Genomic DNA, 23,436 nt, shown 5'->3' on the forward strand with positions numbered 1-23,436 from the left:
GCACCTGTTATTGCGCAATAGTTCTTGCGCAATAGTCGTTGATAAACTCCGTGGCATGGAGGACACGTTCCTGGTGCAGACCCCGGAGGCGCTGAAGGCGATCGCCCACCCGCTGCGTCAGCGCATCCTCATGGACCTCGTCGTGGCAGGGCACGCCCGGGCGGCCGACCTCGCGCGGTCCGTCGACGCCCCGGCCAACTCGGTCAGCTTCCACCTGCGCACGCTCGCGAAGGCCGGGATGGTCGTGGAGGCGCCGGAGCTGGCGCGCGACGGGCGCGACCGCGTCTGGCGGCCCGTCGCCGAGAACTTCCGGGTCGAGCCGGGGACCGCCGGCACCGCCACGGAGATCCTGCGACCCGCGCTGGCCTGGGTCGAGCGGCTCTTCACGACGGCGAACGACGGCGGGCCCGCCGACGAGGGCACCAAGCGCCGTGCGCTCGTGATCAACAACGTGTCGCTGACCCCCGACGAGGCCCGTGCGTTCCGGGACGAGCTCGTCGCGTTCCACGAGAAGTGGGCCGACCGCGCGTTCTCGCGAGCACGGCAGGACCCGGACGCCCCCCGCGACGCCTACCAGGTCCTCCTGGCGCTCGGTCCTCGCGACGAGGGCTGATCAGCCGATGGCGGCGCGGCGGCCCTCGACGCGCAGCCCCTCCCGGGCCACGCGCCCGACGGTCTCCACGAGCAGCGACCGCTCGGCGACCTTGATCCGCTCGTGCAGCGCCGACTCCTCGTCGTCGTCCAGGACGGGCACGGCCGCCTGGGCGATGATCGGCCCGGTGTCCACGCCGTCGTCGACCACGTGCACCGTGCAGCCGGTCATCTTCACGCCGTAGGCGAGCGCGTCGCGCACGCCGTGCGCCCCGGGGAACGACGGCAGCAGCGCCGGGTGCGTGTTGACGACCCGGCCCGGGAAGCGGGCCAGGAAGTCCGGGGACAGGATCCGCATGAATCCGGCCAGCACCACCCAGTCGGGCCGGAAGACGTCCACCGCCTCCGTGATCCCCCGGTCCCAGGCGGCGCGGTCGGCGAAGTCGGCCGGCGAGACCGCCACCGACGCCACCCCGGCGTCCCGGGCCAGGTCCAGGGCCCCGGCGTCGGGCCGGTCGGAGACGACCCCGACCACCCGGGCGCCGTACGCCTCGTCCTCGTGCGCGGCCAGCAGCGCCGCGAGGTTCGACCCACCGCCCGAGGCGAGCACGACGAGGCGCGCGCCGGACGTGGGTGGTACAGGATGGCCGGACGGTGTCTGCACGCGCCCACCCTACGTCCCCGCCGGGGTGCTCCCGTCGTCCGGCGCGGCCGGTGATCTCCGGGCGGCCAGCCACCGGTGCGCGACGGCCCCGAGCAGCACCAGCACCGCCCCGCCACCGATCTCGGCCGCGACGACCCCGCCCGTCACCCAGGCGTCGGCGCCCACGACCGCGAACCGCTCCGCGCCGGCGGACCCGCCGGCGACCTGCTGGAGCACGACGGTCACCGCGCCGGCGGCGACGGCCACGCCGCCGGCGATCCAGGCCAGGTCGGGCACCCGGACGAGGTTCGGCTCGAGCCGGCGCCAGGCGAACCACCCCGCCGCCGCACCGCAGCCGACGACCAGCACCGGCGTCCACTGCGCGACCGGTGTCGACCAGGCCGGGCCCGGCAGCACGCCGAGCAGCGGCAGCCCCGGCAGGGGGCCGGCGTCGGTCGCCGCCGCCGAAAAGGTGCTGTCCGCACCGACCGCGAACCCCGGGCCGGCGAGCCACGCCGTCGACCAGAGCACCAGGTTCGGGACCAGGGCCGCCTGGGTGAGCAGCAGCACGACGACGGCGAACCAGCTCCCGCCCAGACCCGCCGCGACCTCGGCGGCGGTCCCTCGCCCGAGGACGATCCAGACCGTCGTCAGCACCCCGCCCAGCGCGGTCAGCAGGCCGAGCCCCACCAGTCCCGCCCGCAGCCCGAGCCGCGCCGTGTCCGGCAGGACGGGGTCCAGCCGCGGTGTCAGCCCGGCGAGCAGCGGGCCGTCCGGCGCCGAGAACATGCCGAGGGCGAACCCGCCCCCGCCCAGCACGACACCGCCCAGGACGGCGGCGCCGACCTGGACCGCGACCTCACCGACCGCCGGCGACGGGGAGGCACCGGCCGCCAGCACGACCGTCGCCGCCACGAGGGCCAGCGTGTAGGTGATCGTGCCCCCGAGCCACGCGGCCAGCGTCGGCACCGCCGACCGCTTGGCGGTGACGTGCGTGACGAACAGCGCCAGGGCGGTCAGCCCGAGCGGCACGACGGTCACCGTCGCACCGGCCGCCGCGAGGGGCACACCGTGCCCCAGCAGCCACAGGCCGGTCGCCGCCGTCCCGCCGGCCCCCAGGCCGCCGTCGGACCCGGACGCGCTCGGGGAGTCCAGCACCGCCGCCACCGCCAGCAGCGCGACGACCGCGTAGGACAGCCCGGCGGCCTGCAGCGCCGCCCACACCCCCGAGGAGGCCAGGGTGAACCGGTCCCGGAAGGTGCGGGTCGGTTCCGGCTCGACGACGGGGGCGTTGCGGCTGCTGGCGGTGGTGCTCACCGGCCCATCGTCACCCGGGGCCGACGGGCGCCGGTCCCTGCCACGCCGAGGACGACGACGCCCGCCCGGCCCGGCAGGCGCGGGCGGGGCGGGCGTCGGGTGCGTCGGACGCTCAGCGGCTCTGCAGCAGCTCGCGCATGAGACGGGCGGTCTCGGACGGCGTCTTGCCGACCTTGACGCCGACGGCCTCGAGGGCCTCCTTCTTCGCCTGGGCGGTGCCGGAGGAGCCGGAGACGATCGCGCCGGCGTGGCCCATCGTCTTGCCCTCCGGGGCGGTGAAGCCCGCGACGTAGCCCACGACCGGCTTCGTCACGTGCTCGGCGATGTAGGCCGCGGCACGCTCCTCGGCGTCGCCGCCGATCTCGCCGATCATCACGATCGCCTCGGTGGCCGGGTCGTTCTCGAACGCCTCGAGCGCGTCGATGTGCGTCGTCCCGATGACCGGGTCGCCGCCGATGCCGATCGCGGTGGAGAAGCCCAGGTCACGCAGCTCGTACATCATCTGGTACGTCAGCGTGCCGGACTTCGAGACCAGACCGATCGGGCCGGAGCCGGTGATGGTGTGGGGGGTGATGCCGGCCAGCGACTCGCCCGGGGTGATGATGCCGGGGCAGTTCGGACCGATCATCCGGGTGTCCTTGCCGTCGAGGTAGGCGAAGACCTCGGCGGTGTCCTGGACGGGCACGCCCTCCGTGATGACCACGAGGAGGCCGATACCGGCGTCGATGGCCTCCACGCAGGCGTCCTTGGTGAACGCCGGCGGCACGAAGACGACCGAGACGTCGGCGCCGGTCTCGGCCATGGCCTCCTTGACCGAGCCGAAGACCGGCAGCGTGACCGGGTTGCCCTCGTGGTCGGTGTGCTCGACCGTCTGGCCGGCCTTGCGGGCGTTGACGCCGCCGACGATGTTGGCGCCGGAGGAGAGCATCAGGGCGGTGTGCTTGGCACCCATGCCGCCGGTGATGCCCTGGACGATGATCTTGGAGTCGGAGTTCAGGTAGATCGACATGTCAGTGAATCTTCGCTTTCCGGCGTCTCAGGCGGTCGCGGCGGCCTTGGCTGCTGCCGTCTCAGCGCCGCCGTCCATGGTCTCGGCAAGGGTCACGAGGGGGTGGTTAGCCTCGGTGAGGATCGCGCGCCCCTTCTCGACGTTGTTGCCGTCGAGACGGACGACCAGCGGCTTGGACGCCTCGTCGCCGAGGATCTCCAGCGCGCCGACGATGCCCTTGGCGACCTCGTCGCAGGCGGTGATGCCGCCGAAGACGTTCACGAACACGGACTTGACCTGCTCGTCGTGCAGGATGACGTCGAGGCCGGCCGCCATGACCTGCGCGTTGGCGCCGCCGCCGATGTCGAGGAAGTTCGCGGGCTTGACGCCGCCGTGCGCCTCACCGGCGTAGGCGACGACGTCGAGGGTCGACATGACCAGCCCCGCGCCGTTGCCGATGATGCCGACCTCGCCGTCGAGCTTGACGTAGTTGAGGTCGTGCTCCTTCGCCTTCGCCTCCAGGGGGTCCGTGGTGGCGGAGTCCTCGAGCTCGGCGTGGTCCGGGTGCCGGAAGTCGGCGTTGGCGTCGAGCGTGACCTTGCCGTCCAGGGCGATGATGTCGCCCTGGGAGGTCTTGACCAGCGGGTTGACCTCGACGAGGGTCGCGTCCTCCTCGGAGAACACGGTCCACAGCTGCTGGATCGCCGCGGCGACCTTGTCCTTGACGTCGGCGTCGAAGCCGGCGGCCTCGACGATCTCGGCCGCCTTGGCGGCGTCGATGCCCACGGCCGGGTCGACCGCGACACGGGCCAGCGCCTCGGGCCGCTCGACGGCGAGCTCCTCGATCTCCACGCCGCCCTCGACGGAGCACATGGCGAGGTAGTTGCGGTTGGCGCGGTCCAGGAGCACCGAGAAGTAGTACTCCTCGGCGATCTGCGCACCGGCGGCGATCATGACGCGGTGGACCGTGTGGCCCTTGATGTCCATGCCGAGGATCTCCTCGGCCTTCTGGGCGGCCTCCTCGGGGGAGTGCGCCAGCTTCACACCGCCGGCCTTGCCACGGCCGCCGATCTTGACCTGGGCCTTGACGACGACAGTGCCGCCGCCGAGCTTCTCTGCGCCCGCACGAGCCTCTTCCGGCGTCGTCGCGACGACGCCGCCGAGCACGGGCACGCCGTGCTTCTCGAAGATGTCGCGAGCCTGGTATTCGAACAGGTCCACCCTGCTGCGTCCTTCCATCGGTTGTGCCCCTGGGTCGGCAGAGGCCGGCCTGAGCGATGTCTCGACGTCAAGACATCTGCGCTCCAGAGTAGTGCGCCGCCGTCCGGCCACGGCACCCACAGCGCATTCTGCCCCCTCGACGTGATCGATTCCACAGGCCCCGGGGGGACGCCCTCGCCCGCCGCGGCAGGCATCTCGGACGTTTCGCGCCTACAGCTTGGTGACGGGGCTGAAACGCAGCAGCAGGCGCTTCGTGCCGTCGGCACCGAAGTCGATCTTCGCCACGGCATTCTGACCGGTCCCCTCCAGGCCGACCACAGTGCCCGCCCCGTACGCGTCGTGGGTGACCTTGTCCCCCACCGCCAGCGACGGGATGTCGGTGTCCTGGCGCGGTGTCGCCGACCCGAACCGCGGCCCGCCGGACCCGCCGCCCGTCCGGCCGATCGGCCGCGGCGGACCGCTCGACGGCGCTTTCCCCGCCGCCGCCCGCGACCCGGCACCGGACCCGGCGCGTGCCGGTGCGCGGCCGGCACCGTAGGCGCCGCCGCCCCAGGTCGAGCCGCCGCGCCGCAACGTCTGCGTGGCCGACTCCGCCCGCCGCCAGTCGACGAGCTCGGCTGGGATCTCGTCGAGGAACCGGCTGGGCGGGAACTCGTTGGCCATCCCGAACGCCGAGCGGGTGCCCGCCCGCGACAGGTAGAGCCGTTCGCGCGCCCGGGTGATGCCCACGTAGGCGAGCCGCCGCTCCTCGGCCAGCTCGGCGTCGTCGTGCAGCGAGCGCATGTGCGGGAAGGTGCCGTCCTCCATGCCGGTGAGGAACACGACGGGGAACTCCAGGCCCTTGGCCGTGTGCAGCGTCATCAGGGTGACCACGCCCGGGTCCTCGACCGGCTCCTCGTCGTGCGCGTGCTCGGCGCCCCCGTCGGCGACGTCCTCGTCGGGGATCTGGTCGGCGTCGGCCACCAGCGAGACGCGCTCGAGGAAGTCAGCCAGGTCGCCCTCGGGGTCCATCTCGGTGAACTCGGCGGCCACGGCGTGCAGCTCGGCGAGGTTCTCGACACGGGTGGCGTCCTGCGGGTCGTCGCTGGCCCGCAGCTCGGCGAGGTACCCCGTCCGGTCCAGGACCGCGCCGAGGACCTCCGCCGGGGTGGCGTCGTCCTCGACCATCGCCCGCAGGTCGGCCATCATCGTGGCGAACGCCCGCAGCGGCTTCAGCGTGCGGGTGGTGACGGCGGGGATCTCGTCGACGCGCTGCAGGGCGGCGCCGAAGGAGATGCGCTCCGCCGCGGCGAACCCGGCCACGAGCGACTCGGCCTTGTCCCCGAGTCCCCGCTTGGGCACGTTGAGCACCCGGCGCACCGAGACGTCGTCGTCCGGGTTGGCCAGCGCCCGCAGGTAGGCGACGGCGTCCTTGACCTCCCGGCGCTCGTAGAACCGGGTCCCGCCGACCACCTTGTACGGCAGCCCGACGCGGATCAGCACCTCCTCCAGCGCCCGCGACTGGGCGTTCGTGCGGTAGAAGATCGCCACGTCGCCGGGACGCACGCCCGCGGTGTCCCCGAGCCGGTCGATCTCCTCGGCGACGAACCGGGCCTCGTGGTGCTCGTCGTCGGCGACGTAGCCGACGATCTTCGCCCCGTCCCCGGCGTCGGTCCACAGCCGCTTCGGACGACGACCCGTGTTGCGCGCGATGACGGCGTTCGCGGCCGACAGGATGCTCTGCGTGGAGCGGTAGTTCTGCTCGAGCAGGATCGTCCTCGCGTCCGGGTAGTCCTGCTCGAACTCGACGATGTTGCGGATCGTGGCCCCGCGGAAGGCGTAGATCGACTGGTCGGCGTCACCCACCACCGTCAGCTCGGCCGGGACCGCGTCCTGCTGGCCGGGCTCGTCCCCCGGCGTGCCGCCGACGAGCTCGCGCACCAGGACGTACTGCGCGTGGTTGGTGTCCTGGTACTCGTCGACCAGCACGTGCCGGAACCGGCGTCGGTAGTGCTCGGCGACGTTCGGGAACGCCTGGAGCAGGTTGACCGTCGTCATGATGATGTCGTCGAAGTCCAGCGCGTTGGCCTGTGCCAGCCGCGCCTGGTAGCGCCGGTAGACGTCGGCGAGCACCGTGTCGAACGCCGGCACCGAGGCGTCGGCGATCCCGCCGCCGGCCACCGCCCGCTCGCGCCACCCCTCCTCGGTCGCGTCGGTACCGGCCTGCTGCGCGTAGGCGTCCGGGTCGACCAGCTCGTTCTTCAGGTCGCTGATCTTCCGCGCCAGCGAGCGCGGCGGGTACTTCTTGACGTCGAGGTCCAGCTCCCGGCACACGAGGGTGATCAGCCGCTGGGAGTCGGCCGCGTCGTAGATGGAGAAGCTGGAGCGCAGCCCCAGGGTCGTGGCCTCACGGCGCAGGATGCGCACGCAGGCGGAGTGGAACGTGGACACCCACATCCGCCGGGCCGCCGGCCCCACGAGCTGCTCGACCCGCTCGCGCATCTCGGCCGCGGCCTTGTTCGTGAAGGTGATCGCCAGGATCTCCCCCGGCCGCGCGCGCCGGGTCGCCAGCAGGTGCGCGATGCGATGGGTCAGCACGCGCGTCTTGCCCGAGCCCGCACCGGCGACGATGAGCAGGGGCGCCCCGGCGTGCACGACGGCCTCGCGCTGCGGCTCGTTCAGGCCCTCCAGCAGCGCCTCGGCCTCCTCGGTGTCGGCGCCGGCACCCGCCCCCGGCTCCGTAGGCGGCTCGGGCACCCAGTCCGGAGCGCCGCCGTCGTCCCACCGCGGTGCGGTCGTGGGCAGGCGTGCGGTGTCGCCGGCGGGCGCCGGATCCAGTCCGGGGAGCGAGAGGCTGTCGAAGAGCGAAGTCATGGCGCACCCAGCCTAGGCGGTGCGGCCGACACCCGACGCCGCGCCGGGCGGTCCTACCCTCGCTATCGTCTCCGCATGGAGAGCCCCGCACGAGGCGGCACCGAGAGCACCGAGAGCACCGGGACGACCGCCGGCGCTCCACCCGTCCTGAGCCTCCAGGAGCTGCTGGCCCACCCGAGACGCCTGGTCAACCCCTCGACCGTGGGTGGGGCCATCGCGCTGGCCGTCGGCCTGGTGCTGGTGCTGGTGCCGGCCCTGTCCCACGAGCTGACGGAGGCGGTCGTCGGCATCGGCCTGCTGGTCTCGGGCGCGAACGACCTGTGGACGACCGTGCGGCGCCGGCAGGTCCGCGCGACGGTCCGGATGACGTCCGCCGTCCGCGGTCTCGCCTCCGTCCTGCTCGCGCTGGTCTTCCTGCTGTCGGCCCGCGCCGCGCTGGCCGCCACCATCCTGCTCGGAGCGATCTACCTGCTCTTCCGCAGCGTGCTCACGCTGCTGCTGGCCGCGTTCAGCAGGTCCCGCGACAAGCGGGCCCCGCGATTCGCCGCCGGCGGCGTCGGGCTCGCCCTGTCCGTGCTGATCCTCGCCGTCCCCGGCGCGTACGTCGACTGGATCGCGGCGATGGTCGGCGTCGTCGCCGTCCTCGGGGGCTCGATCACCCTCGCCTACGGGTACCGCGTCGCCGCCGGCCGGCTCCCGGCGCCCGACGGGCTGTACCCCTCGTTCACCGAGATCATCTGGACCTGGGTCGAGCACGTGGACGTCGGGACGACGCGGCGGGTGCAGATCGCCGACCAGCTCTACCTCGAACGTCCCGAGATGGCCGCCAAGCAGATCGCCTGGTGGACGATGCTCGTGCTCAGCGTGTGCATCGCCACCCTCGCCGTCCTGCAGGACTCGACGGCGGTGGTCATCGGGGCGATGCTCGTCGCCCCGCTCATGACGCCCATCCTGGGGCTCGCGGCCGCCCTGGTCAGCGGCTGGGCGTTCCGTGCCGTGCGCTCCCTGGCCCTGATCCTGGCCGGGACGGCGGTGGCGATCCTCCTCGCCTTCGTCATCGCCGCCTGGGTGCCGATCGTGGTGCCGTTCGACACGAACAGCCAGATCACCTCCCGCGTGGAACCGACCCTGCTCGACATGCTCGTCGCGATCGCCGCCGGGGCCGCGGGCGCCTTCGCCACGGTCGACCGGCGGGTCGCCGCCTCCCTCGGCGGTGTCGCCATCGCCGTGGCCCTGGTCCCGCCGCTGTCCGTGGTCGGCGTGGCGCTCAGCGACGGCCGCCTGGGTGACGCGGGCGGTGCCCTGCTGCTGTTCGGCACCAACTTCGTCTCGATCGTGCTGGCGGCGGCCGTGGTGTTCGTCCTCACCGGGGTGGCCGACCCGCGTCAGCTGCGGCGCGGCGGCCGCAAGATCCTGCTCACGATGGCACCGTTCGTCACCGCGGCGCTGGTGATCCTGCTGCCGCTGCTGCTGACCACGGACGGCCTGCTCGAGACGTCGTCCCAGCAACGCACGGCCCAGGGGGTCGTCGACGACTGGTTGCCCGACTCCTCGCGGCTCACCCTGACCTCCGTCTCGGTCTCCGACGGCACCGTCCAGGTCGACCTGGCCGGTGCCGCGGACGACCTGCCCGAGCTCGCCGACCTGCGGACCGCGCTGGACGAGCAGCTCGACGGCTCCTACGCCGTCGACGTGGCCGTCACGCCGGTCGAGATCGAGAGCGTCCCGGCCGTGTCGCCCTCGCCGTCGCCCTCACGGCTGAACATCGACCTCGGCTGACGCCGGCTGGTCGCACCCCGCTAGCTCGCCGAGGCGCCCGCCCCGACCCGCCGCATCGAGGTGTGCGGGATCCCGTCCTCGAGGTACTCGGGGCCGTCCGGCACGAACCCGAAGGTGGCGTACCAGCCGACCAGCGGGGACTGGGCGCCGAGCACGACGTCCTGCCCCGGCGCGGCCGCCGTGGCGGCCTCGACGGCAGCGCGCATGAGCACGCCGGAGGCACCGGTCCCGCGGACGTCCGGGTGGCAGACGACGCGTCCGACGCGCTGCTCGCCGCCGTCGTCGAGCACGCGGGCGGTCCCCACGAGCCGCCCCGCGTCGAGCAGCAGGACGTGCCGCGTCGCGGGCTCGAGGTCGCGGTCGTCGAGGTCCGGGTAGGCGCACGCCTGCTCGACGACGAAGACGTCCTGCCGCAACCGGCACAGGTCGAAGACGGTCCGGGGGCCGAGGTCGTCGAGTCGACGGGTGAGGATCTCCACGGCGTCATCGTCACACGCCCGTGCGTCCCGCGGCTCAGGTGAGGACGAGCCCGACGATCCAGACGCCGGTCGCCAGCAGCCCGCCGAGGAGCTGGATGCCGATGGTGATCGCGGTCGCCTGGAGCGCGGCGACGGTCGCCTGCCAGGCGGCCGCTCGGTCGCGGCGCCGCACGAGCTCGACGAGCATCACCGCGAGGGTGAAGAACAGGAAGAGCCCGACCACGGGCACCAGGAAGAACCCGACGATCCCCGCGATGCCCCCGACGGCGAGCGTGAACCACGGCACCTCGGCACGCCGCATGTGCCGGCCGGCCACGAGCCAGTTGCCCGTCTCGGCCGCGACGATCAGCAGGGCGGCGACGGCGAAGACCACCCACGCCGTCGTCCCGCCCGTGGCCCAGGCCCACAGCAGCAGGGCGCCGCCGACCAGGGCGTTGCCCGGCAGCACCTGGACGACGATGCCGACGAGGCCGACGGCGATCGCGAGGCCGACGAGGACCTCGCCGAGCACGCTCACGCGCCGCCCCCGGAGGGTGCGGCGGGAGGAAGGTGGGTCACCAGAAGACGGCGACGACGATGTTGACCAGCGTCAGGGCGCCGATCGTGTGCTTGAGGCCGGGGGTGACGGCACCCGTGCCGTTGTCCCCCTTGCGGCCCTGCCGCTTGGCGACGAAGGCGAGCACCGTGATGACCAGGGCGACCGCGAGCTTCACGCCGATCTTCGCCATGGAGGGGCCGCCGTCGTCCCACAGACCGCCGACCTCGGCGACGCCCACCATGAGGATGCCTGCCACCAGGGCGGTCGCGGCGCCGTGGAACACACCGCGGTACAGGCCCGGGGTGCGCAGCGAGGCGAGGTAGCCACCCAGGACGATGGCCCACCCGACGAAGTGCAGCACCGTGAAGATGTTGTAGAGGAACTCCATGGGGGCCAGCCTAGCGACGGGACGGTGGCGCCCGGACCACCGCAGCCGTGGGACGCCTCACGTGAGGCGCGCACGTCCCATGATGCGGACCGCTGCTTTCGCGGGCCGACCGCCTCGGGTTACATTCGTCGCCATGACCACGGCCACGCCCCGGACGCGCACGACGAACCGTCGTGCCACGTCGGCGTGCCCGCTGCACCTGTGCATGTGCAGCTGTCAGTGCTGCTGTCGCTGATCGCGCCCCTCTCAGCACCTCCGCACCGCGGACCTGAGCACCGGCGCGCGCCGTCGGTCCTCACCCACCCCCGCTGAGTCCCGTCGTCGCGCGCGTCCCACCCCGAGGACCCGAGGACTCTCCCCCGATGACGACGCAGACCACCACGCCGCAGGACGCCGCCGGCCGCCCGGCACGCCCCGCCCGGACACCGAAGCCGAACGGCCAGTGGAAGATCGACGGCACCACGCCGCTGAACCACAACGAGGAGTTCAAGCAGGAGGGGCCGCCGCTCGAGGTGCGGGAGCGCATCGAGTCGACGTACGCCCACGAGGGCTTCGACTCCATCGCCGACGACGACCTGCACGGCCGGTTCCGCTGGTGGGGCCTCTACACCCAGCGCAAGCCCGGCATCGACGGCGGCCGCACCGCCACGCTCGAGCCGCACGAGCTCGAGGACCGCTACTTCATGCTGCGCGTGCGGACCGACGGCGCGGAGCTGACCCCGGACGCCCTGCGCGTGCTCGGCGGCATCTCGGACGAGTTCGGCCGCGGCACCGCGGACGTCACCGACCGGCAGAACATCCAGTACCACTGGATCGAGATCGAGAGCATGCCGGAGATCTGGCGCCGCCTCGACACCGTCGGTCTCGAGACCACGACCGCCTGCGGCGACTCGCCCCGCGCCTTCCTCGGCAGCCCCGTCGCCGGCATCGCCTCCGACGAGATCATCGACGCCACGCCGGTCATCGACGAGATCAAGCGCCGCTTCATCGGCGACCCCGCCCTCGCGAACCTGCCCCGCAAGTTCAAGACCGCCATCTCCGGCCACCCCAGCCTCGACGTCGTGCACGAGATCAACGACATCTCGCTGGTCGGGGTGGAGCACCCCGAGCGGGGTGCCGGCTTCGACCTGTGGGTCGGCGGGGGCCTGTCCACCGCCCCGCGCCTGGGCGAGCGCCTCGGCGTGTTCGTCACGGCGGACCAGGCTCCCGACGTCTGGCACGGCGTGATCCGGATCTTCCGTGACTACGGCTACCGCCGGCTGCGCAACAAGGCCCGGCTGAAGTTCCTGCTCAAGGACTGGGGCCCGGAGAAGTTCCGCGAGGTCCTCGAGACCGAGTACCTCGGGTACGCCCTGCCCGACGGTCCTCCCCCGGCGCCGGCGACCAGGCCCGGCGACCACGTCGGGGTCCACGAGCAGAAGGACGGGGACCTCTACGTCGGGGCGGCACCGGTCGTGGGCCGCGTGGGCGGCGGGACCCTGACCGGCCTCGCCGACCTGCTCGAGTCGGTGGGGGCCCGCTCCGCCCGGCTCACCGCCCACCAGAAGGTCGTCGTGCTGGGGGTGCCCGCCGACCGCGTCGACGAGCTGGTCGACGGTCTGGAACCGCTGGGCCTGACCGCGCGGCCCTCCCTGTTCCGACGCAACACGATGGCGTGCACGGGCATCGAGTTCTGCAAGCTCGCCATCGTGGACACCAAGGACACCGCGGCACGGGTCATCGCCGAGCTGGAGCAGCGGCTGGACGAGCAGGCCGAGCAGCTGGACCGCCCGATCTCGCTGAACGTCAACGGCTGCCCCAACTCCTGCGCCCGCATCCAGACGGCGGACATCGGGCTCAAGGGCCAGATCATCACCGTCGACGGCGAGCAGATGCCGGGCTTCCAGGTCCACCTGGGCGGCAGCCTCGCCGGTCAGGGCCACGACGCCGGGGGGCTCGGGCGCACGGTGCGCGGGCTCAAGGTCCCCGCCACCGAGATCGCGGACTACGTCGAACGCGTCGTCCGCCGCTACGCGGCAGACCGCACCGACGGCGAGTCGTTCGCCGAGTGGGCCCATCGCGCCGACGAGGCGGTGCTGCAGTGACGGCGGTCCAGGTCGGTCTCGGCGTCGGCCCCACCGCCGCGACGCGATCCGGCACGTCCTCGCTGGCCGGGGCCGCCGCAGCCGCACGGCGTCGGTCCGCCGAGCGGGAGATGTCGCGCGCCCGCCGCAACGCCCGGGTGGACGGCCGCGAGCGCCGACGGCGCTCCGACGTCGAGCTGTCGCAGATCGCGGAGCGCGGCCGTCGGGAGCTCGGCGGGTCCGGGCCCGGGTCGGCGGACGAGGCCTCGGCCGAGGAGGTCGTCGCCTGGGCGGTGGCGGAGTTCGGCGACTCCCTCGCCGTGGCCTCGTCCATGACCGACTCGGTCCTGGCCGCCCTCGTCAGCGCCCAGCTCCCCTGGGTGGACGTGCTGTTCGGCGAGACCGGCTACCACTTCGCCGAGACGCTCGGCACGCGGGACGCCGTCGCGCACTCCCTCGACGTCACCGTCGTGGACGTGCGCCCGCTGCTCAGCGTCACGGAGCAGGACGACGCCTACGGCCCCGACCTGTTCGCCCGCGACCCGGAGGCCTGCTGCCGCATGCGCAAGGTCGAGCCGATGCGCCGCGTGCTCGCGGGCTACGAGGCCTGGGCCACGGGTGTGCGCCGGGCGGACTCCGGATCCCGCGCCAGGGCCGAGCTCGTCGCGTGGGACGCGTCCAACAACCTGGTCAAGATCAACCCGATCGCGGCGTGGAGCGACGACGAGCTGGTGGGCTACGCCCTGCGGCACGGACTGACGGTCAACCCGCTGCTGCAGGACGGCTACCCGTCGATCGGCTGCGAACCGTGCACCCGGCGCGTCGCTCCCGGCGAGGACGCCCGGGCCGGCCGCTGGGCGGGGGCGGACAAGTCCGAGTGCGGCCTGCACATCTGAGACCGACGAGGAACACCCTGTGAACGACATCTACCCCCTGGGTCTGCGCGTGCGGGACCGGCTCGTCGTCGTGGTCGGCGGCGGGCCCGTCGCCGCGCGTCGTACCCGCGGCCTGCTGGACGCCGGCGCGCGCGTGCGCGTCGTGTCCCCGGTCGTGGTCGACGAGCTGGCCGACGCGGCCGCCGCCGGCACGATCGAGCACACCGCTCGTGCGTACCGCGCGGGCGACCTCGACGGCGCCTGGCTCGTGCACACCGCCACCGGCGTGCCCGCCGTCGACCGCGCGGTGGCCGCCGAGGCCGAGCGGACGCAGACCTTCTGCGTCGTGGCGGCCGACGCGGACGCCGCCACGGCCTGGGTCCCCGCCTCCACCTGCCTGCCCGCGGCGGATGCCCGGGCGTCGGACGACACCGGGCCGGACCCCTCCGCGGCGGACGTCGTCGTGTCCGTGCACGCCGGTCGTGACCCCCGGCGCGCGGCCCGGCTGCGCGACGCCGTCGCGGCGGCGCTGACCTCCGGCGAGCTGCCCCTGCGTCGCGTCCGCGAGGTCCGGGGAGACGGGTCCGACGGCGGCCGCACCGGACGCGTCGCTCTCGTCGGCGGCGGGCCGGGCGACCCCGGACTGCTCACCGGACGCGGGCGACGTCTCCTGGCGAGCGCCGACGTGGTCGTCGTGGACCGTCTCGCCCCCCGGGGCGTCCTGACGGCGCTCGCGGACGACGTCGAGGTCATCGACGTGGGCAAGACCGCCGGCAACCATCCCGTGCCGCAGGAGCGCATCAACGAGCTCCTCGTCGAGCACGCGCGCGCCGGACGCGACGTCGTGCGGCTCAAGGGCGGGGATCCGTACGTCTTCGGCCGGGGCGGCGAGGAGCTGACGGCCTGCCGGGCCGCGGGTCTCGACGTCGAGGTGGTGCCCGGCGTGACGTCGGCGGTGTCCGTGCCGGCCGCCGTCGGGATCCCGGTCACGCACCGTGGGGTGGCGGCCGGGTTCAGCGTCCTCACCGCGCACGAGGCGCTCGACGCCGTGCCCGGCGGGCCGGAGCACACGCTGGTCCTGCTGATGGGCGTCACCCGCCTCGCCGCGACGGCCACGGCGCTGATCGCCGCCGGCCGCCCGGCCGACACCCCCGTCGCGGTGGTCGAGGACGGGTACGGACCCCGTCAGCGCGCCACGTTGGGCACCCTGGCCGACATCGCCGCCCGGGCCGCCGCGGCCGACGTGCAGCCGCCCGCGGTCACGGTGATCGGTGACGTCGTGCGGCTGTCACCCGCCTGGGCGGCTCACACCGCCGCGACCGAGGGTGTGAGCCCCTCGTGACACGGTGTGACACGGCCGACACCGGACCGCACGATCCGTCGCGTAGCGTGCCCGTCATGACCGTCCCGACTCTCCTCGCGATCTCCCACGGCACGTCCTCCGCGACCGGAGCGGCCGCCGTCGCCGGGCTGGTCGACGCCGTCACGGACCGGCTCGCCGGCACGGTGCCGGTCCGGGCCGGGTTCGTCGACGTCCAGGAGCCCGACGTGCCCACCTGCCTGGCCGCGCTGCGCGAGACCTCCACCGTGCTCGTCCCGCTCCTGCTGTCCGCCGGGTTCCACGTGCACGTCGACCTGTGCGAGGACGTCGAGGGCGCCGTCTCCGCCGGGCAGCAGGTCGCGCTCGCCGGGGCCCTCGGGCCGGACGACCGGCTGGTGGACCTCCTGGAGCGTCGGCTGGCGGACGCGGGGCTGGCCGCGGGCGACGTCGTCGTGCTGGCCGCGGCGGGGTCTTCCGACGCGCGGGCCGTGGCCGACTGCGAACGCACCGGCGAGCTGCTCGCCGCACGCACCGGGCACCCGGTCCGTGTCGGCTACCTCGCCAACGCCACGCCGACCCTGCGGGACGTCGTCGCGGCCGTGCGCGAGGAGCACCCGGGGGCGCGGGTGGCCACGGCGAGCTACCTCATCGCCCCCGGCTACTTCCAGACCCTGGCGGAGCGGGCCGGCGGCGACACGACCTCCGCCCCGCTGCTGCTGCCGGAGGGCCCCGCTCCCGAGGAGCTCGTCGAGATCGTCGTCGACCGCTACCGGGCCGCCCGCTGAGCCGACCGCGACGACCGTCAGAGCAGACGCCGCGCGGCCGCCCACCGGGTCAGCTCGTTGCGGTTGGACAGCTGCAGCTTGCGCAGCACCGCCGACACGTGCGTCTCGACGGTCTTGACCGAGATGAACAGGTCCGAGGCGACCTCCCGGTAGGTGTAGCCGCGGGCGATGAGCCGCATCACCTGCTGCTCGCGCCGGGAGAGGCGGTCGAGCTCGTCGTCGGCCACCGCGACGTCGCCCGCCGAGGTGCCGAACGCGTCGAGCACGAAACCGGCCAGCCGCGGGGAGAACACCGCGTCCCCGCCGGCGACACGGACGACCGCGGCGGACAGGTCGGACGCCGAGATGTTCTTCGTGACGTAGCCGCGCGCCCCCGCCCGGATCACCGCGACCACGTCCTCCGCGGCGTCGGACACCGACAGCGCCAGGAACCGCGTCCCGGTGAGCAGGTCGGTGCAACGACGCACCACCTCGGCCCCGCCACCGCCGTCGCCGCCGGGCAGGTGGACGTCGAGGAGCACCACCGGCGGCCGGTGCTCGTGCACGACGGCCACCGCCTCCTCGACGTCGGCGGCCTCCCCGACGACCCTGACCCGTTCGTCCAGGCTGGCCCGCACGCCGGTACGGAACATGTGGTGGTCGTCGACGAGCACGACGGGCACCGGGGTGTCGGTCACGGGCGGACTCCTTCGGTCTCGGGGGCGGACGACGCCGAGTCGGCGGACGGTGCGGTGCGGACGTCGGCCGACCGAGGCACCAGCAGGTGCACCTCGGTGCCCCAGCCGGGGCGGCTGGTCACCTCGGCGGTGCCGCCACGCCGCCGCACCCGACCCAGGATGGACTCGCGCACGCCGAACCGGTCCGGCGCGACGTCGTCGACGTCGAAGCCGTCGCCGCGGTCCCGCACGAACACCTCGACCGCGGTGTCGGTCACCTCGAGGTAGACGGTCACCGGCGCGGCACCGTGCACGGCGGCGTTGACCAACGCCTCGCGGGTGGCCTGCAGCAGCGCGGTGGTCGCCTCGGTCGGCGGGCAGTCGCCGACGGCGACCGTCTCGATCTCGGCCGCGCGGCCGTCCTCGACCTCGCCCACCAGGGCGCGCAGCTCGGCCGCGAGCGACGTGCCCTCCGCGGGTCGGTCGTCGTACAGCCACTCGCGCAGCTCGCGCTCCTGCGCGCGGGCCATCCGGGCCACCTCCTCGGGATCCGTCGCGCGGGCCCGGATGAGGGACAGCGTCTGCAGCACCGAGTCGTGCAGGTGGGCGGCGATGTCGGCCCGCTCGGCCTCGCGGGCGCGCGCCGCCCGCTCGTCCCCCAGCTCCCGCACCAGCCGGAGCCACCACGGGGCGAGCACCAGCGCCACGCCGACGAGCACCGCCAGGGAGGCGAGCGTGACCGTGAGCAGCTCTCCCGGCGGGGTGCCCTGGACGAACAGCAGCAGCACGCCCGCGGTCACGAGGACCAGGCCCCCCGCCAGGCGCAGCAGCATCCCGGACCGTGAGGCCGGGGCCTCCCCGGCCCGCGCGCGCTGCACGGCGTCCAGCTGGCTCCAGGCCAGGGCGGCGCCCCCGCCCACGATGAGCAGCGGCAACCAGGCCGAGGGGAGGTCCCAGCCGGCACGCACGGCGACCAGGACCAGGGCGCCGACGAGCAGGCCGACACCGATCATCACGTCGCGGCGGGACATCGCCTGCACGGTGCCCGCGCGGCGCAGCCGGGGGGCCAGTCGGGCGGCGGCGGCGGGCCGCGCGGCGACGGCCGTGTCCTGAGGGTCGCCGGCCGGCACCGTGACCCACCAGAAGACGTACACCGCGAGTCCCATCCCGCCGGCGAGGGTCAGCAGGACCAGGGCCAGCCGGACCAGCCCGACCGGCACGTCGAGGTGCGCCGCGAGCCCGGCGCACACGCCGCCGACCCACCGGCCCTGGCGGGGCCGGCGCAGCGGCAGCCGGGTGGGGATCGGGGACGTCACCCCCTGATCGTGGCACGTCAGGGTGCCGCCGCGCCCCGGATCCGGGGTCGTGACCGCCGGAATCAGGGTCGGTTCAGGGCGTCCCCCGATGCCTTCCGGCACGCGCGCGGAGCACGATGAGGACATGACCACGAACGACACCCCGCCACCGAGCGGCGGCCCCGGCCCCGGCGACACCGGTCCCGGGACCCCGCCCCCACCGCCACGTCCTGCCGGCGACGGCTTCTTCGACTCGTTGCGCCGCACGGGTGTCACCCGTGCCGAGGACCGCTGGGTCGGCGGCGTCGCCGCCGGAGTCGCCCACCGGTTCGGCCTCGACCCGCTGCTGGTGCGGGGCCTGCTGATCCTCAGCTTCTTCGTCACCGGTGCGGGCCTGGTGCTGTACGGCGCCGCCTGGCTGCTGCTCCCCGAGGCGTCCGACGGCCGGATCCACCTGCAGGAGGCGATCCGCGGGAGGTTCGACGTGGCGGTCCTCGGCGCCGGCCTGACGATCGTCGCGGGCATCGGCTGGGGCGGCGGGATCTGGCCCTGGTGGGACGGGTTCCCCGAGTGGATCGCGGTCCTGTTCTGGATCGGGTTCTGGGTGGCCGTGGTCTGGCTGATCGTCAAGCTCGTCCGCTCCCGGCAGCAGGGCGGGGCAGCGCCGCCCGCCGCGCCGGCGGCACCGGCGGCACCGGCGGCACCGGCGGCACCGGCCGAGGCCCCCCCGGGGCCGTCGGCCGCCCCGTTCGAACCCGCGCCGCGGGTGACCTACGCCTCGGCACCGCCCGCCGCGCCGGCTCCCCGGACGCCGGCGCCGACCACCCCGGCCGTCCGCGCCGCGGGCGGCGGGACGATCGGCGTCGTGGTCGGCCTCGCGCTGCTGGCCGGAGCGGCGCTGCTGGCCGCCGACATCGTGCTGGGACTGACGATGCCGGTGTGGGGCCTGTGGCTCGGGACCACGGTCGCGATCGTCGGCGCCGCCCTCGTGGTCACCGGCCTGCGCGGACGCCGCGGCGGGTGGCTCACCGCCTTCGCCGTGCTCGGCCTCGTCGCGACCCTGGTGACGTGGCCGTTCGCCGACCGGCACACCTGGTGGGACGAGTGGCCCTGGGACGACGGGCGCGGTGTCACGACCTCGTCGGGCACCACCGTCAGCTCCGGCATGGTCACACCGCGGTCCGTGGCGGCCGCCGAGGAGGGCGTGCGGGTCCAGTTCGGCGAGGCGTGGGTGGACCTCACCGAGCTCGACCTCACCGACGTCGAGCCGGGGTCGCCCGTCGAGGTCCCGATCGAGATGACCGCCGGGCGCACGGTCGTGGAGATCCCCGCCGACGCGGCCGTGGTGGCCTCCGTCGACGTCAGCGCCGGGAGGTTCGTCTGGGACGTGGACGGCGAGTACCGCACCGTCGACGGGTTCAGCGGCGGCCCCACCACCTACACCAGCGACGAGGCCAGCGAGGCGGGAGGGCCCGTGCTGCTGCTCGACGTCGACGCCCGCGCCGGAGAGATCGTCATCCAGGAGGACCGATGAGCACCGACCCGTACCGCACACCGGGCGCCGAGCCCGAGCCCTCTCCCGACCACCCGACCGTGGAGATCCCCCGGGAGGCCGCGAGCACCGCCGGGGACGCCGCGGGCTCCCCCGCGGACACCGCGGGCTCCCGCGGGGACGTCCCGCAGGAGTCGACGTCCACGACCGCCGACGCCGCCACGAGCGCGACTGCTCCCGGCCCCGACCCGGACGTGTCGGCCCCGGGGCGCGCCCGACCGCGGACCGGCACCGTCGTCTGGGGCATCGTCGTGGTGGCCGTCGCGGTCGGCCTGCTCGCCCGCACCGCCGGGGCGAGCATCGACGCCGAGCTGGCCGCCATCCTCGTGCTCGGCACCGCCGGCCTGCTCCTCGTGGTGGGCTCCGTCGTCGGGGCCGCCCGGCGGCGCCGACGCACCGGTCGCTGACCCCGCACGCACGTCGGGGCGAGCACACCGGCAGTGGTGTGCTCGCCCCGACGTCCGTGCTGGTCCGGGAGCTGCGACTCAGGCGGTCCTGGCCGGCGCGGGCCCGCCCGGCGGAGCGGCCGCCGCGGCGACCTTCGGGCCCCCGAGCCGGACGAGGGCGAAGCCGATGAGCACGAACATCACGCCCAGGCCGATCACCAGGGCGGAGACGCCGAACGAGACCACCGAGGTGAACAGCGAGGCCCGCAGGAACGAGGCGTTCATGACCGTGTCACGACGCGGGTCCTCGCGGTCGAGCTCGGCGTACGTCATGCCCTCCGAGGCCTCCAGCGCGTGCTGGTTGATGACGTCGGCCTGCGCGTAGGCGGTGAAGGGCCCGGCGACCTCCTGGCCGGCCATCATGCTGGCGTCGTCGGAGACCGTGATCTGCTCGTCGGACAGCGTGGACGAGACCACGAACCAGACGACGGCACCGGCGATGATCATCAGGATGCCGGCGACGATGGTGAAGACGCCGATCCCGCGGACACCCTTGGCGGATTGGACGGTTACAGAGCTGGACATGAGTCTGCCTCTCGTAGCGCTTCTGCGGTTGTTGACCGGTAGTTGACGCCCCTGGCCGCCAACTTACCGCTCCCGACCTGCCCCGTCACGACGAACCCGAAGGTCAGAGCAGGAATCCGGCGTCATTCACCCGGTACCGAGAACGTCGGCATGCCCCAGCCGAGCCGGACGGCGAGCAGACGCACCGTGAGGATGAGCACCAGCGGCACCCAGAACACGATCGCCGGATCGGCCCCCAGCTGACGCAGGCCGAGCTGGACCGCCGCCCCGAGCAGCGCCGCCGTGGCGTAGAACTGCGCGTTGCTCAGCACCTCCGGCACCTCGTTCGCCAGCACGTCGCGGATCACGCCCCCGCCGACCCCGGCCATCACCCCGACGACTGCCGCCGAGACCTCGTTCGCCCCGGCGGACAGCGCGACGTTCGTGCCGATGACGACGAACAGCGCCATGCCGGCCGCGTCGGAGATCTCGATGATCTGCAGCCGGCGCAGCAGGTCGAGGGTGCGCGTGCGCGCCAGCGGCACCACCAGGAGCGACGCGACCACGCCGACCAGCAGGAACGTCGGCTCGGTCACCCAGAACACCGGCGTCCGGCCGATGAGCAGGTCGCGCAGCGTCCCGCCGCCGATGGCCACGGCGCTGCCGAGGACGACGACGCCGACCAGGTCCATGCGCTTGCGCCCGGCGGCGAAGGCCCCGGAGATCGCGAACGCGACCGTGCCGAGGTACTCCAGCACCCGCTGCACGACGCCGAGGGTCGTGGTGACGGCGTCCGGCTCCGTCGCCAGCGCCGCGGCGAGCTCCCCGGTCACTCCCACTCGATGGTGCCCGGGGGCTTGCTCGTGACGTCGAGCACGACCCGGTTCACCTCGCTGACCTCGTTGGTGATGCGGGTGGAGATGACCGAGAGCACGTCGTAGGGCATCCGGGTCCAGTCCGCCGTCATCGCGTCCTCGCTGGAGACGGGACGCAGCACGACGGGGTGGCCGTAGGTGCGGCCGTCGCCCTGGACGCCCACCGACCGCACGTCGGCCAGCAGCACGACCGGGCACTGCCAGATCTCCGCGTCGAGGCCGGCTTTCGTCAGCTCCTCGCGGGCGATGGCGTCCGCGCGGCGCAGGATCTCGAGCCGCTCGGCCGTGACCTCGCCGATGATCCGGATACCCAGTCCGGGGCCCGGGAAGGGCTGACGGGCGACGATCGGCTCCGGCACGCCCAGCTCGCGGCCGACGGCCCGCACCTCGTCCTTGAACAGGGTGCGCAGCGGCTCGACCAGCTCGAACTGCAGGTCGTCGGGCAGGCCGCCGACGTTGTGGTGGCTCTTGATGTTCGCCGCGCCCTCGCCGCCGCCGGACTCCACGACGTCCGGGTACAGGGTGCCCTGGACCAGGAACTTCACCTCGGAGCCCTCGCCGTGCACGGCGTGCTCGTGCCCCTCGGCGACGATGTCGCGGGCGGCGTCCTCGAAGACGCGGATGAACTCGCGGCCGATGATCTTGCGCTTCGTCTCCGGGTCGCTGTGCCCCTCGAGGGCGTCCAGGAACCGCTTGCGCTCGTCGCGGACCACCAGGTTGACGCCGGTGGCGGCGACGAAGTCGCGCTCGACCTGCTCCACCTCACCCTCGCGCAGCAGACCGTGGTCGACGAACACGCAGGTCAGCTGGTCCCCCACCGCGCGCTGCACGAGCGCCGCGGCGACCGAGGAGTCGACGCCGCCGGACAGCCCGCAGACCACACGGGCGTCCCCGACCTGCGCGCGGATCGCGGCGACCTGGTCGGCGATGACGTTGTCCGGCGTCCAGTCGGGCCGCAGGCCGGCACCCTCGTAGAGGAAGTGCTCCAGCACCGTCTGCCCGTGGGCGGAGTGCTTGACCTCCGGGTGCCACTGGACGCCGTACAGTCGACGGCCGCGGTCCTCGAAGGCCGCCACCGGCGACCCGGACGACGTCGCCAGCACCTCGAACCCCTCCGGTGCGGCGTGCACGGAGTCGCCGTGGCTCATCCAGGTGGTCTGGGTCGTCGGGGTGTCCGCCAGCAGCACGCCGGCCGAGCACACCTCGACCTCGGTGCCGCCGTACTCGCGGGTCCCGGTCTGGGCGACCTTGCCACCCAGAGCCTGCGCCATCGCCTGGAAGCCGTAGCAGATGCCCAGCACGGGCACGCCGGCGTCGAAGAGCGCGGCGTCCACGAAGGGCGCGCCGGTGGCGTAGACGGAGGACGGACCGCCCGAGAGGATGATCGCCGCGGGGTCGCGGGCGAGCATCTGCTCCGGCGTCCACGTGTGCGGGACGATCTCGGAGTAGACGTTCGCCTCGCGCACGCGGCGGGCGATGAGCTGGGCGTACTGGGCGCCGAAGTCGACCACGAGGACGGGTCGGGGCGTGCTGTCGGGAGCGGTGGCGGGAGACGTCACCGCCTCATCCTATCCGCCGTCGCGCGCCGGTCCGGGGTGCTCGCCGGCCTCAGGCCCCGAGCCGCTGCCGCAGGGTCCGCGCGGCCCGCTCGGGGTCCGCGGACTCCGTGATCGCGCGGACGACGACGACCCGTCGCGCCCCGGCGTCGAGGACCGCGTCGAGCCGGTCGGCGTCGATCCCCCCGATGGCGAACCAGGGCGTGGTCGGCGCGGTGCGGGCCACCTCGCGCAGCAGGTCGATGCCGACGGCGGTCCGGCCCGGCTTGGTGGGCGTCGCCCAGAGGGGGCCCACGCAGAAGTAGTCGACGTCCCCGTCGGCCTCCGCCGCGGCCGCCTGCGCGGCCGAGTGGGTGGACCGGCCCAGGACCGGGGCCGGGCCGAGCAGGGTCCGCACCGCCGGCACCGGGAGGTCCCCCTGCCCCATGTGCACCACGGGTGCACCGGTGAGCCCGGCCACGTCCGCCCGGTCGTTGACCGCCCACAGCGCGCCGTGTTCGGTCGCGACCCGCGCCACCAGCGCCTGCAGCTCGAGCTCGCGGGCGACGTCGAGGGTCTTGTCGCGGAGCTGGACGACGTCCACGCCGCCCCGCAGCGCGGCGTGCAGGAACTCCTCCAGGTCGCCGCGCTCCTCGCGGGCGTCGGTGCACAGGTAGAGGCGGGCGTCGGCGAGGCGTGCGCGCAGGTCGGAGGTCTCCATCGGGGCCGAGT

22 protein-coding genes are annotated in these 23,436 nt (G+C 74.1%); 8 read left to right on the top strand and 14 right to left on the bottom strand.

Annotated features, from left to right (window positions below; genetic code table 11):
- Positions 1-55 precede the first annotated feature (55 nt).
- On the top strand, positions 56-613 hold the full coding sequence (locus Q6350_RS00705; RefSeq protein ID WP_171246329.1) for a helix-turn-helix transcriptional regulator: 558 nt from the start codon (positions 56-58) through the stop codon (positions 611-613).
- Here Q6350_RS00705 and purN read toward each other — a convergent pair whose 3' ends face one another.
- From purN to pcrA, 5 genes are all read right to left on the bottom strand, one after another.
- Positions 614-1,255, bottom strand: coding sequence for a phosphoribosylglycinamide formyltransferase (gene purN / locus Q6350_RS00710; protein WP_304602465.1), 642 nt, complete (start codon positions 1,253-1,255; stop codon positions 614-616).
- Between the two features lie 9 nt (positions 1,256-1,264).
- Positions 1,265-2,551, bottom strand: a complete 1,287-nt coding sequence (locus tag Q6350_RS00715) for a DUF6350 family protein (protein WP_305064695.1) — start codon at positions 2,549-2,551, stop codon at positions 1,265-1,267.
- 112 nt (positions 2,552-2,663) lie between these two features.
- The gene (gene sucD, locus Q6350_RS00720) at positions 2,664-3,560 is read right to left on the bottom strand and encodes a succinate--CoA ligase subunit alpha (protein ID WP_171246331.1); all 897 of its coding nucleotides are present in this window, start codon (positions 3,558-3,560) and stop codon (positions 2,664-2,666) included.
- A gap of 27 nt (positions 3,561-3,587) precedes the next feature.
- Positions 3,588-4,760, bottom strand: coding sequence for an ADP-forming succinate--CoA ligase subunit beta (gene sucC / locus Q6350_RS00725; RefSeq protein ID WP_304602467.1), 1,173 nt, complete (start codon positions 4,758-4,760; stop codon positions 3,588-3,590).
- A gap of 210 nt (positions 4,761-4,970) precedes the next feature.
- Entirely contained in the window at positions 4,971-7,613 is a 2,643-nt protein-coding gene (gene pcrA / locus Q6350_RS00730; protein ID WP_304606801.1) for a DNA helicase PcrA, read from the bottom strand.
- A 75-nt stretch (positions 7,614-7,688) separates the two neighbouring features.
- Here pcrA and Q6350_RS00735 point away from each other — a divergent pair, with 75 nt between their 5' ends.
- Positions 7,689-9,392: a DUF389 domain-containing protein gene (locus Q6350_RS00735; protein WP_304602469.1), complete on the top strand. Its 1,704-nt coding sequence runs from the start codon at positions 7,689-7,691 to the stop codon at positions 9,390-9,392.
- Positions 9,393-9,412: 20 nt separating this feature from the next.
- On the opposite strand, the gene Q6350_RS00740 is transcribed toward Q6350_RS00735, so the two are convergent.
- The 3 genes from Q6350_RS00740 to Q6350_RS00750 are packed head-to-tail and all read right to left on the bottom strand — an operon-like array spanning position 9,413 to position 10,797.
- Positions 9,413-9,871: a GNAT family N-acetyltransferase gene (locus tag Q6350_RS00740; RefSeq protein ID WP_305064698.1), complete on the bottom strand. Its 459-nt coding sequence runs from the start codon at positions 9,869-9,871 to the stop codon at positions 9,413-9,415.
- 34 nt (positions 9,872-9,905) lie between these two features.
- The gene (locus Q6350_RS00745; RefSeq protein WP_304602471.1) at positions 9,906-10,388 is read right to left on the bottom strand and encodes a DUF456 domain-containing protein; all 483 of its coding nucleotides are present in this window, start codon (positions 10,386-10,388) and stop codon (positions 9,906-9,908) included.
- A gap of 37 nt (positions 10,389-10,425) precedes the next feature.
- A complete protein-coding gene (locus tag Q6350_RS00750) occupies positions 10,426-10,797 on the bottom strand; it encodes a hypothetical protein (RefSeq protein WP_304602472.1) in 372 nt (123 codons plus the stop codon).
- A 362-nt stretch (positions 10,798-11,159) separates the two neighbouring features.
- Here Q6350_RS00750 and Q6350_RS00755 point away from each other — a divergent pair, with 362 nt between their 5' ends.
- Genes Q6350_RS00755 through Q6350_RS00770 form a run of 4 tightly spaced genes read left to right on the top strand, consistent with a single transcriptional unit; the run spans position 11,160 to position 15,841 of the window.
- Positions 11,160-12,881 (top strand): nitrite/sulfite reductase, encoded by a 1,722-nt coding sequence (locus tag Q6350_RS00755; protein ID WP_305064701.1) that lies wholly within the window; start codon positions 11,160-11,162, stop codon positions 12,879-12,881.
- Positions 12,878-13,756, top strand: a complete 879-nt coding sequence (locus Q6350_RS00760; protein WP_305064703.1) for a phosphoadenylyl-sulfate reductase — start codon at positions 12,878-12,880, stop codon at positions 13,754-13,756. The genes Q6350_RS00755 and Q6350_RS00760 overlap by 4 nt, the downstream gene beginning before the upstream one ends.
- A gap of 19 nt (positions 13,757-13,775) precedes the next feature.
- Positions 13,776-15,077 carry a uroporphyrinogen-III C-methyltransferase gene (gene cobA, locus Q6350_RS00765; RefSeq protein ID WP_305064705.1) on the top strand — a complete coding sequence of 434 codons (1,302 nt, stop codon included), beginning with the start codon at positions 13,776-13,778 and terminating at the stop codon, positions 15,075-15,077.
- Between the two features lie 56 nt (positions 15,078-15,133).
- Complete coding sequence (locus Q6350_RS00770; protein WP_305064707.1) at positions 15,134-15,841, top strand: sirohydrochlorin chelatase; 708 nt, start codon at positions 15,134-15,136, stop codon at positions 15,839-15,841.
- A 17-nt stretch (positions 15,842-15,858) separates the two neighbouring features.
- On the opposite strand, the gene Q6350_RS00775 is transcribed toward Q6350_RS00770, so the two are convergent.
- Together Q6350_RS00775 and Q6350_RS00780 are read right to left on the bottom strand one after the other, a co-directional pair.
- Positions 15,859-16,473, bottom strand: coding sequence for a response regulator transcription factor (locus tag Q6350_RS00775; protein ID WP_216077385.1), 615 nt, complete (start codon positions 16,471-16,473; stop codon positions 15,859-15,861).
- Positions 16,474-16,514: 41 nt separating this feature from the next.
- Positions 16,515-17,813, bottom strand: coding sequence for an ATP-binding protein (locus Q6350_RS00780; RefSeq protein WP_304602476.1), 1,299 nt, complete (start codon positions 17,811-17,813; stop codon positions 16,515-16,517).
- A 124-nt stretch (positions 17,814-17,937) separates the two neighbouring features.
- Between Q6350_RS00780 and Q6350_RS00785 the strand changes: the two genes are divergently transcribed.
- Complete coding sequence (locus Q6350_RS00785) at positions 17,938-19,326, top strand: PspC domain-containing protein (RefSeq protein ID WP_305064709.1); 1,389 nt, start codon at positions 17,938-17,940, stop codon at positions 19,324-19,326.
- Entirely contained in the window at positions 19,323-19,751 is a 429-nt protein-coding gene (locus Q6350_RS00790; protein WP_304606797.1) for a hypothetical protein, read from the top strand. The genes Q6350_RS00785 and Q6350_RS00790 overlap by 4 nt, the downstream gene beginning before the upstream one ends.
- A 78-nt stretch (positions 19,752-19,829) precedes the next feature.
- On the opposite strand, the gene Q6350_RS00795 is transcribed toward Q6350_RS00790, so the two are convergent.
- The 4 genes from Q6350_RS00795 to thiE form a co-directional block, all read right to left on the bottom strand.
- Complete coding sequence (locus tag Q6350_RS00795) at positions 19,830-20,315, bottom strand: aromatic ring-opening dioxygenase LigA (protein ID WP_305064711.1); 486 nt, start codon at positions 20,313-20,315, stop codon at positions 19,830-19,832.
- Between the two features lie 122 nt (positions 20,316-20,437).
- Positions 20,438-21,127 carry a trimeric intracellular cation channel family protein gene (locus tag Q6350_RS00800; protein ID WP_304602479.1) on the bottom strand — a complete coding sequence of 230 codons (690 nt, stop codon included), beginning with the start codon at positions 21,125-21,127 and terminating at the stop codon, positions 20,438-20,440.
- On the bottom strand, positions 21,124-22,728 hold the full coding sequence (gene guaA, locus Q6350_RS00805) for a glutamine-hydrolyzing GMP synthase (protein ID WP_305064714.1): 1,605 nt from the start codon (positions 22,726-22,728) through the stop codon (positions 21,124-21,126). Before guaA ends, Q6350_RS00800 begins: the two co-directional genes overlap by 4 nt.
- A gap of 49 nt (positions 22,729-22,777) precedes the next feature.
- Positions 22,778-23,425: a thiamine phosphate synthase gene (gene thiE / locus Q6350_RS00810; RefSeq protein ID WP_304602481.1), complete on the bottom strand. Its 648-nt coding sequence runs from the start codon at positions 23,423-23,425 to the stop codon at positions 22,778-22,780.
- Between the last annotated feature and the right edge of the window lie 11 nt (positions 23,426-23,436).

Source organism: Isoptericola sp. b515 (assembly GCF_030588125.1).
Taxonomy (GTDB): Bacteria; Actinomycetota; Actinomycetes; order Actinomycetales; family Cellulomonadaceae; genus Isoptericola; species Isoptericola sediminis.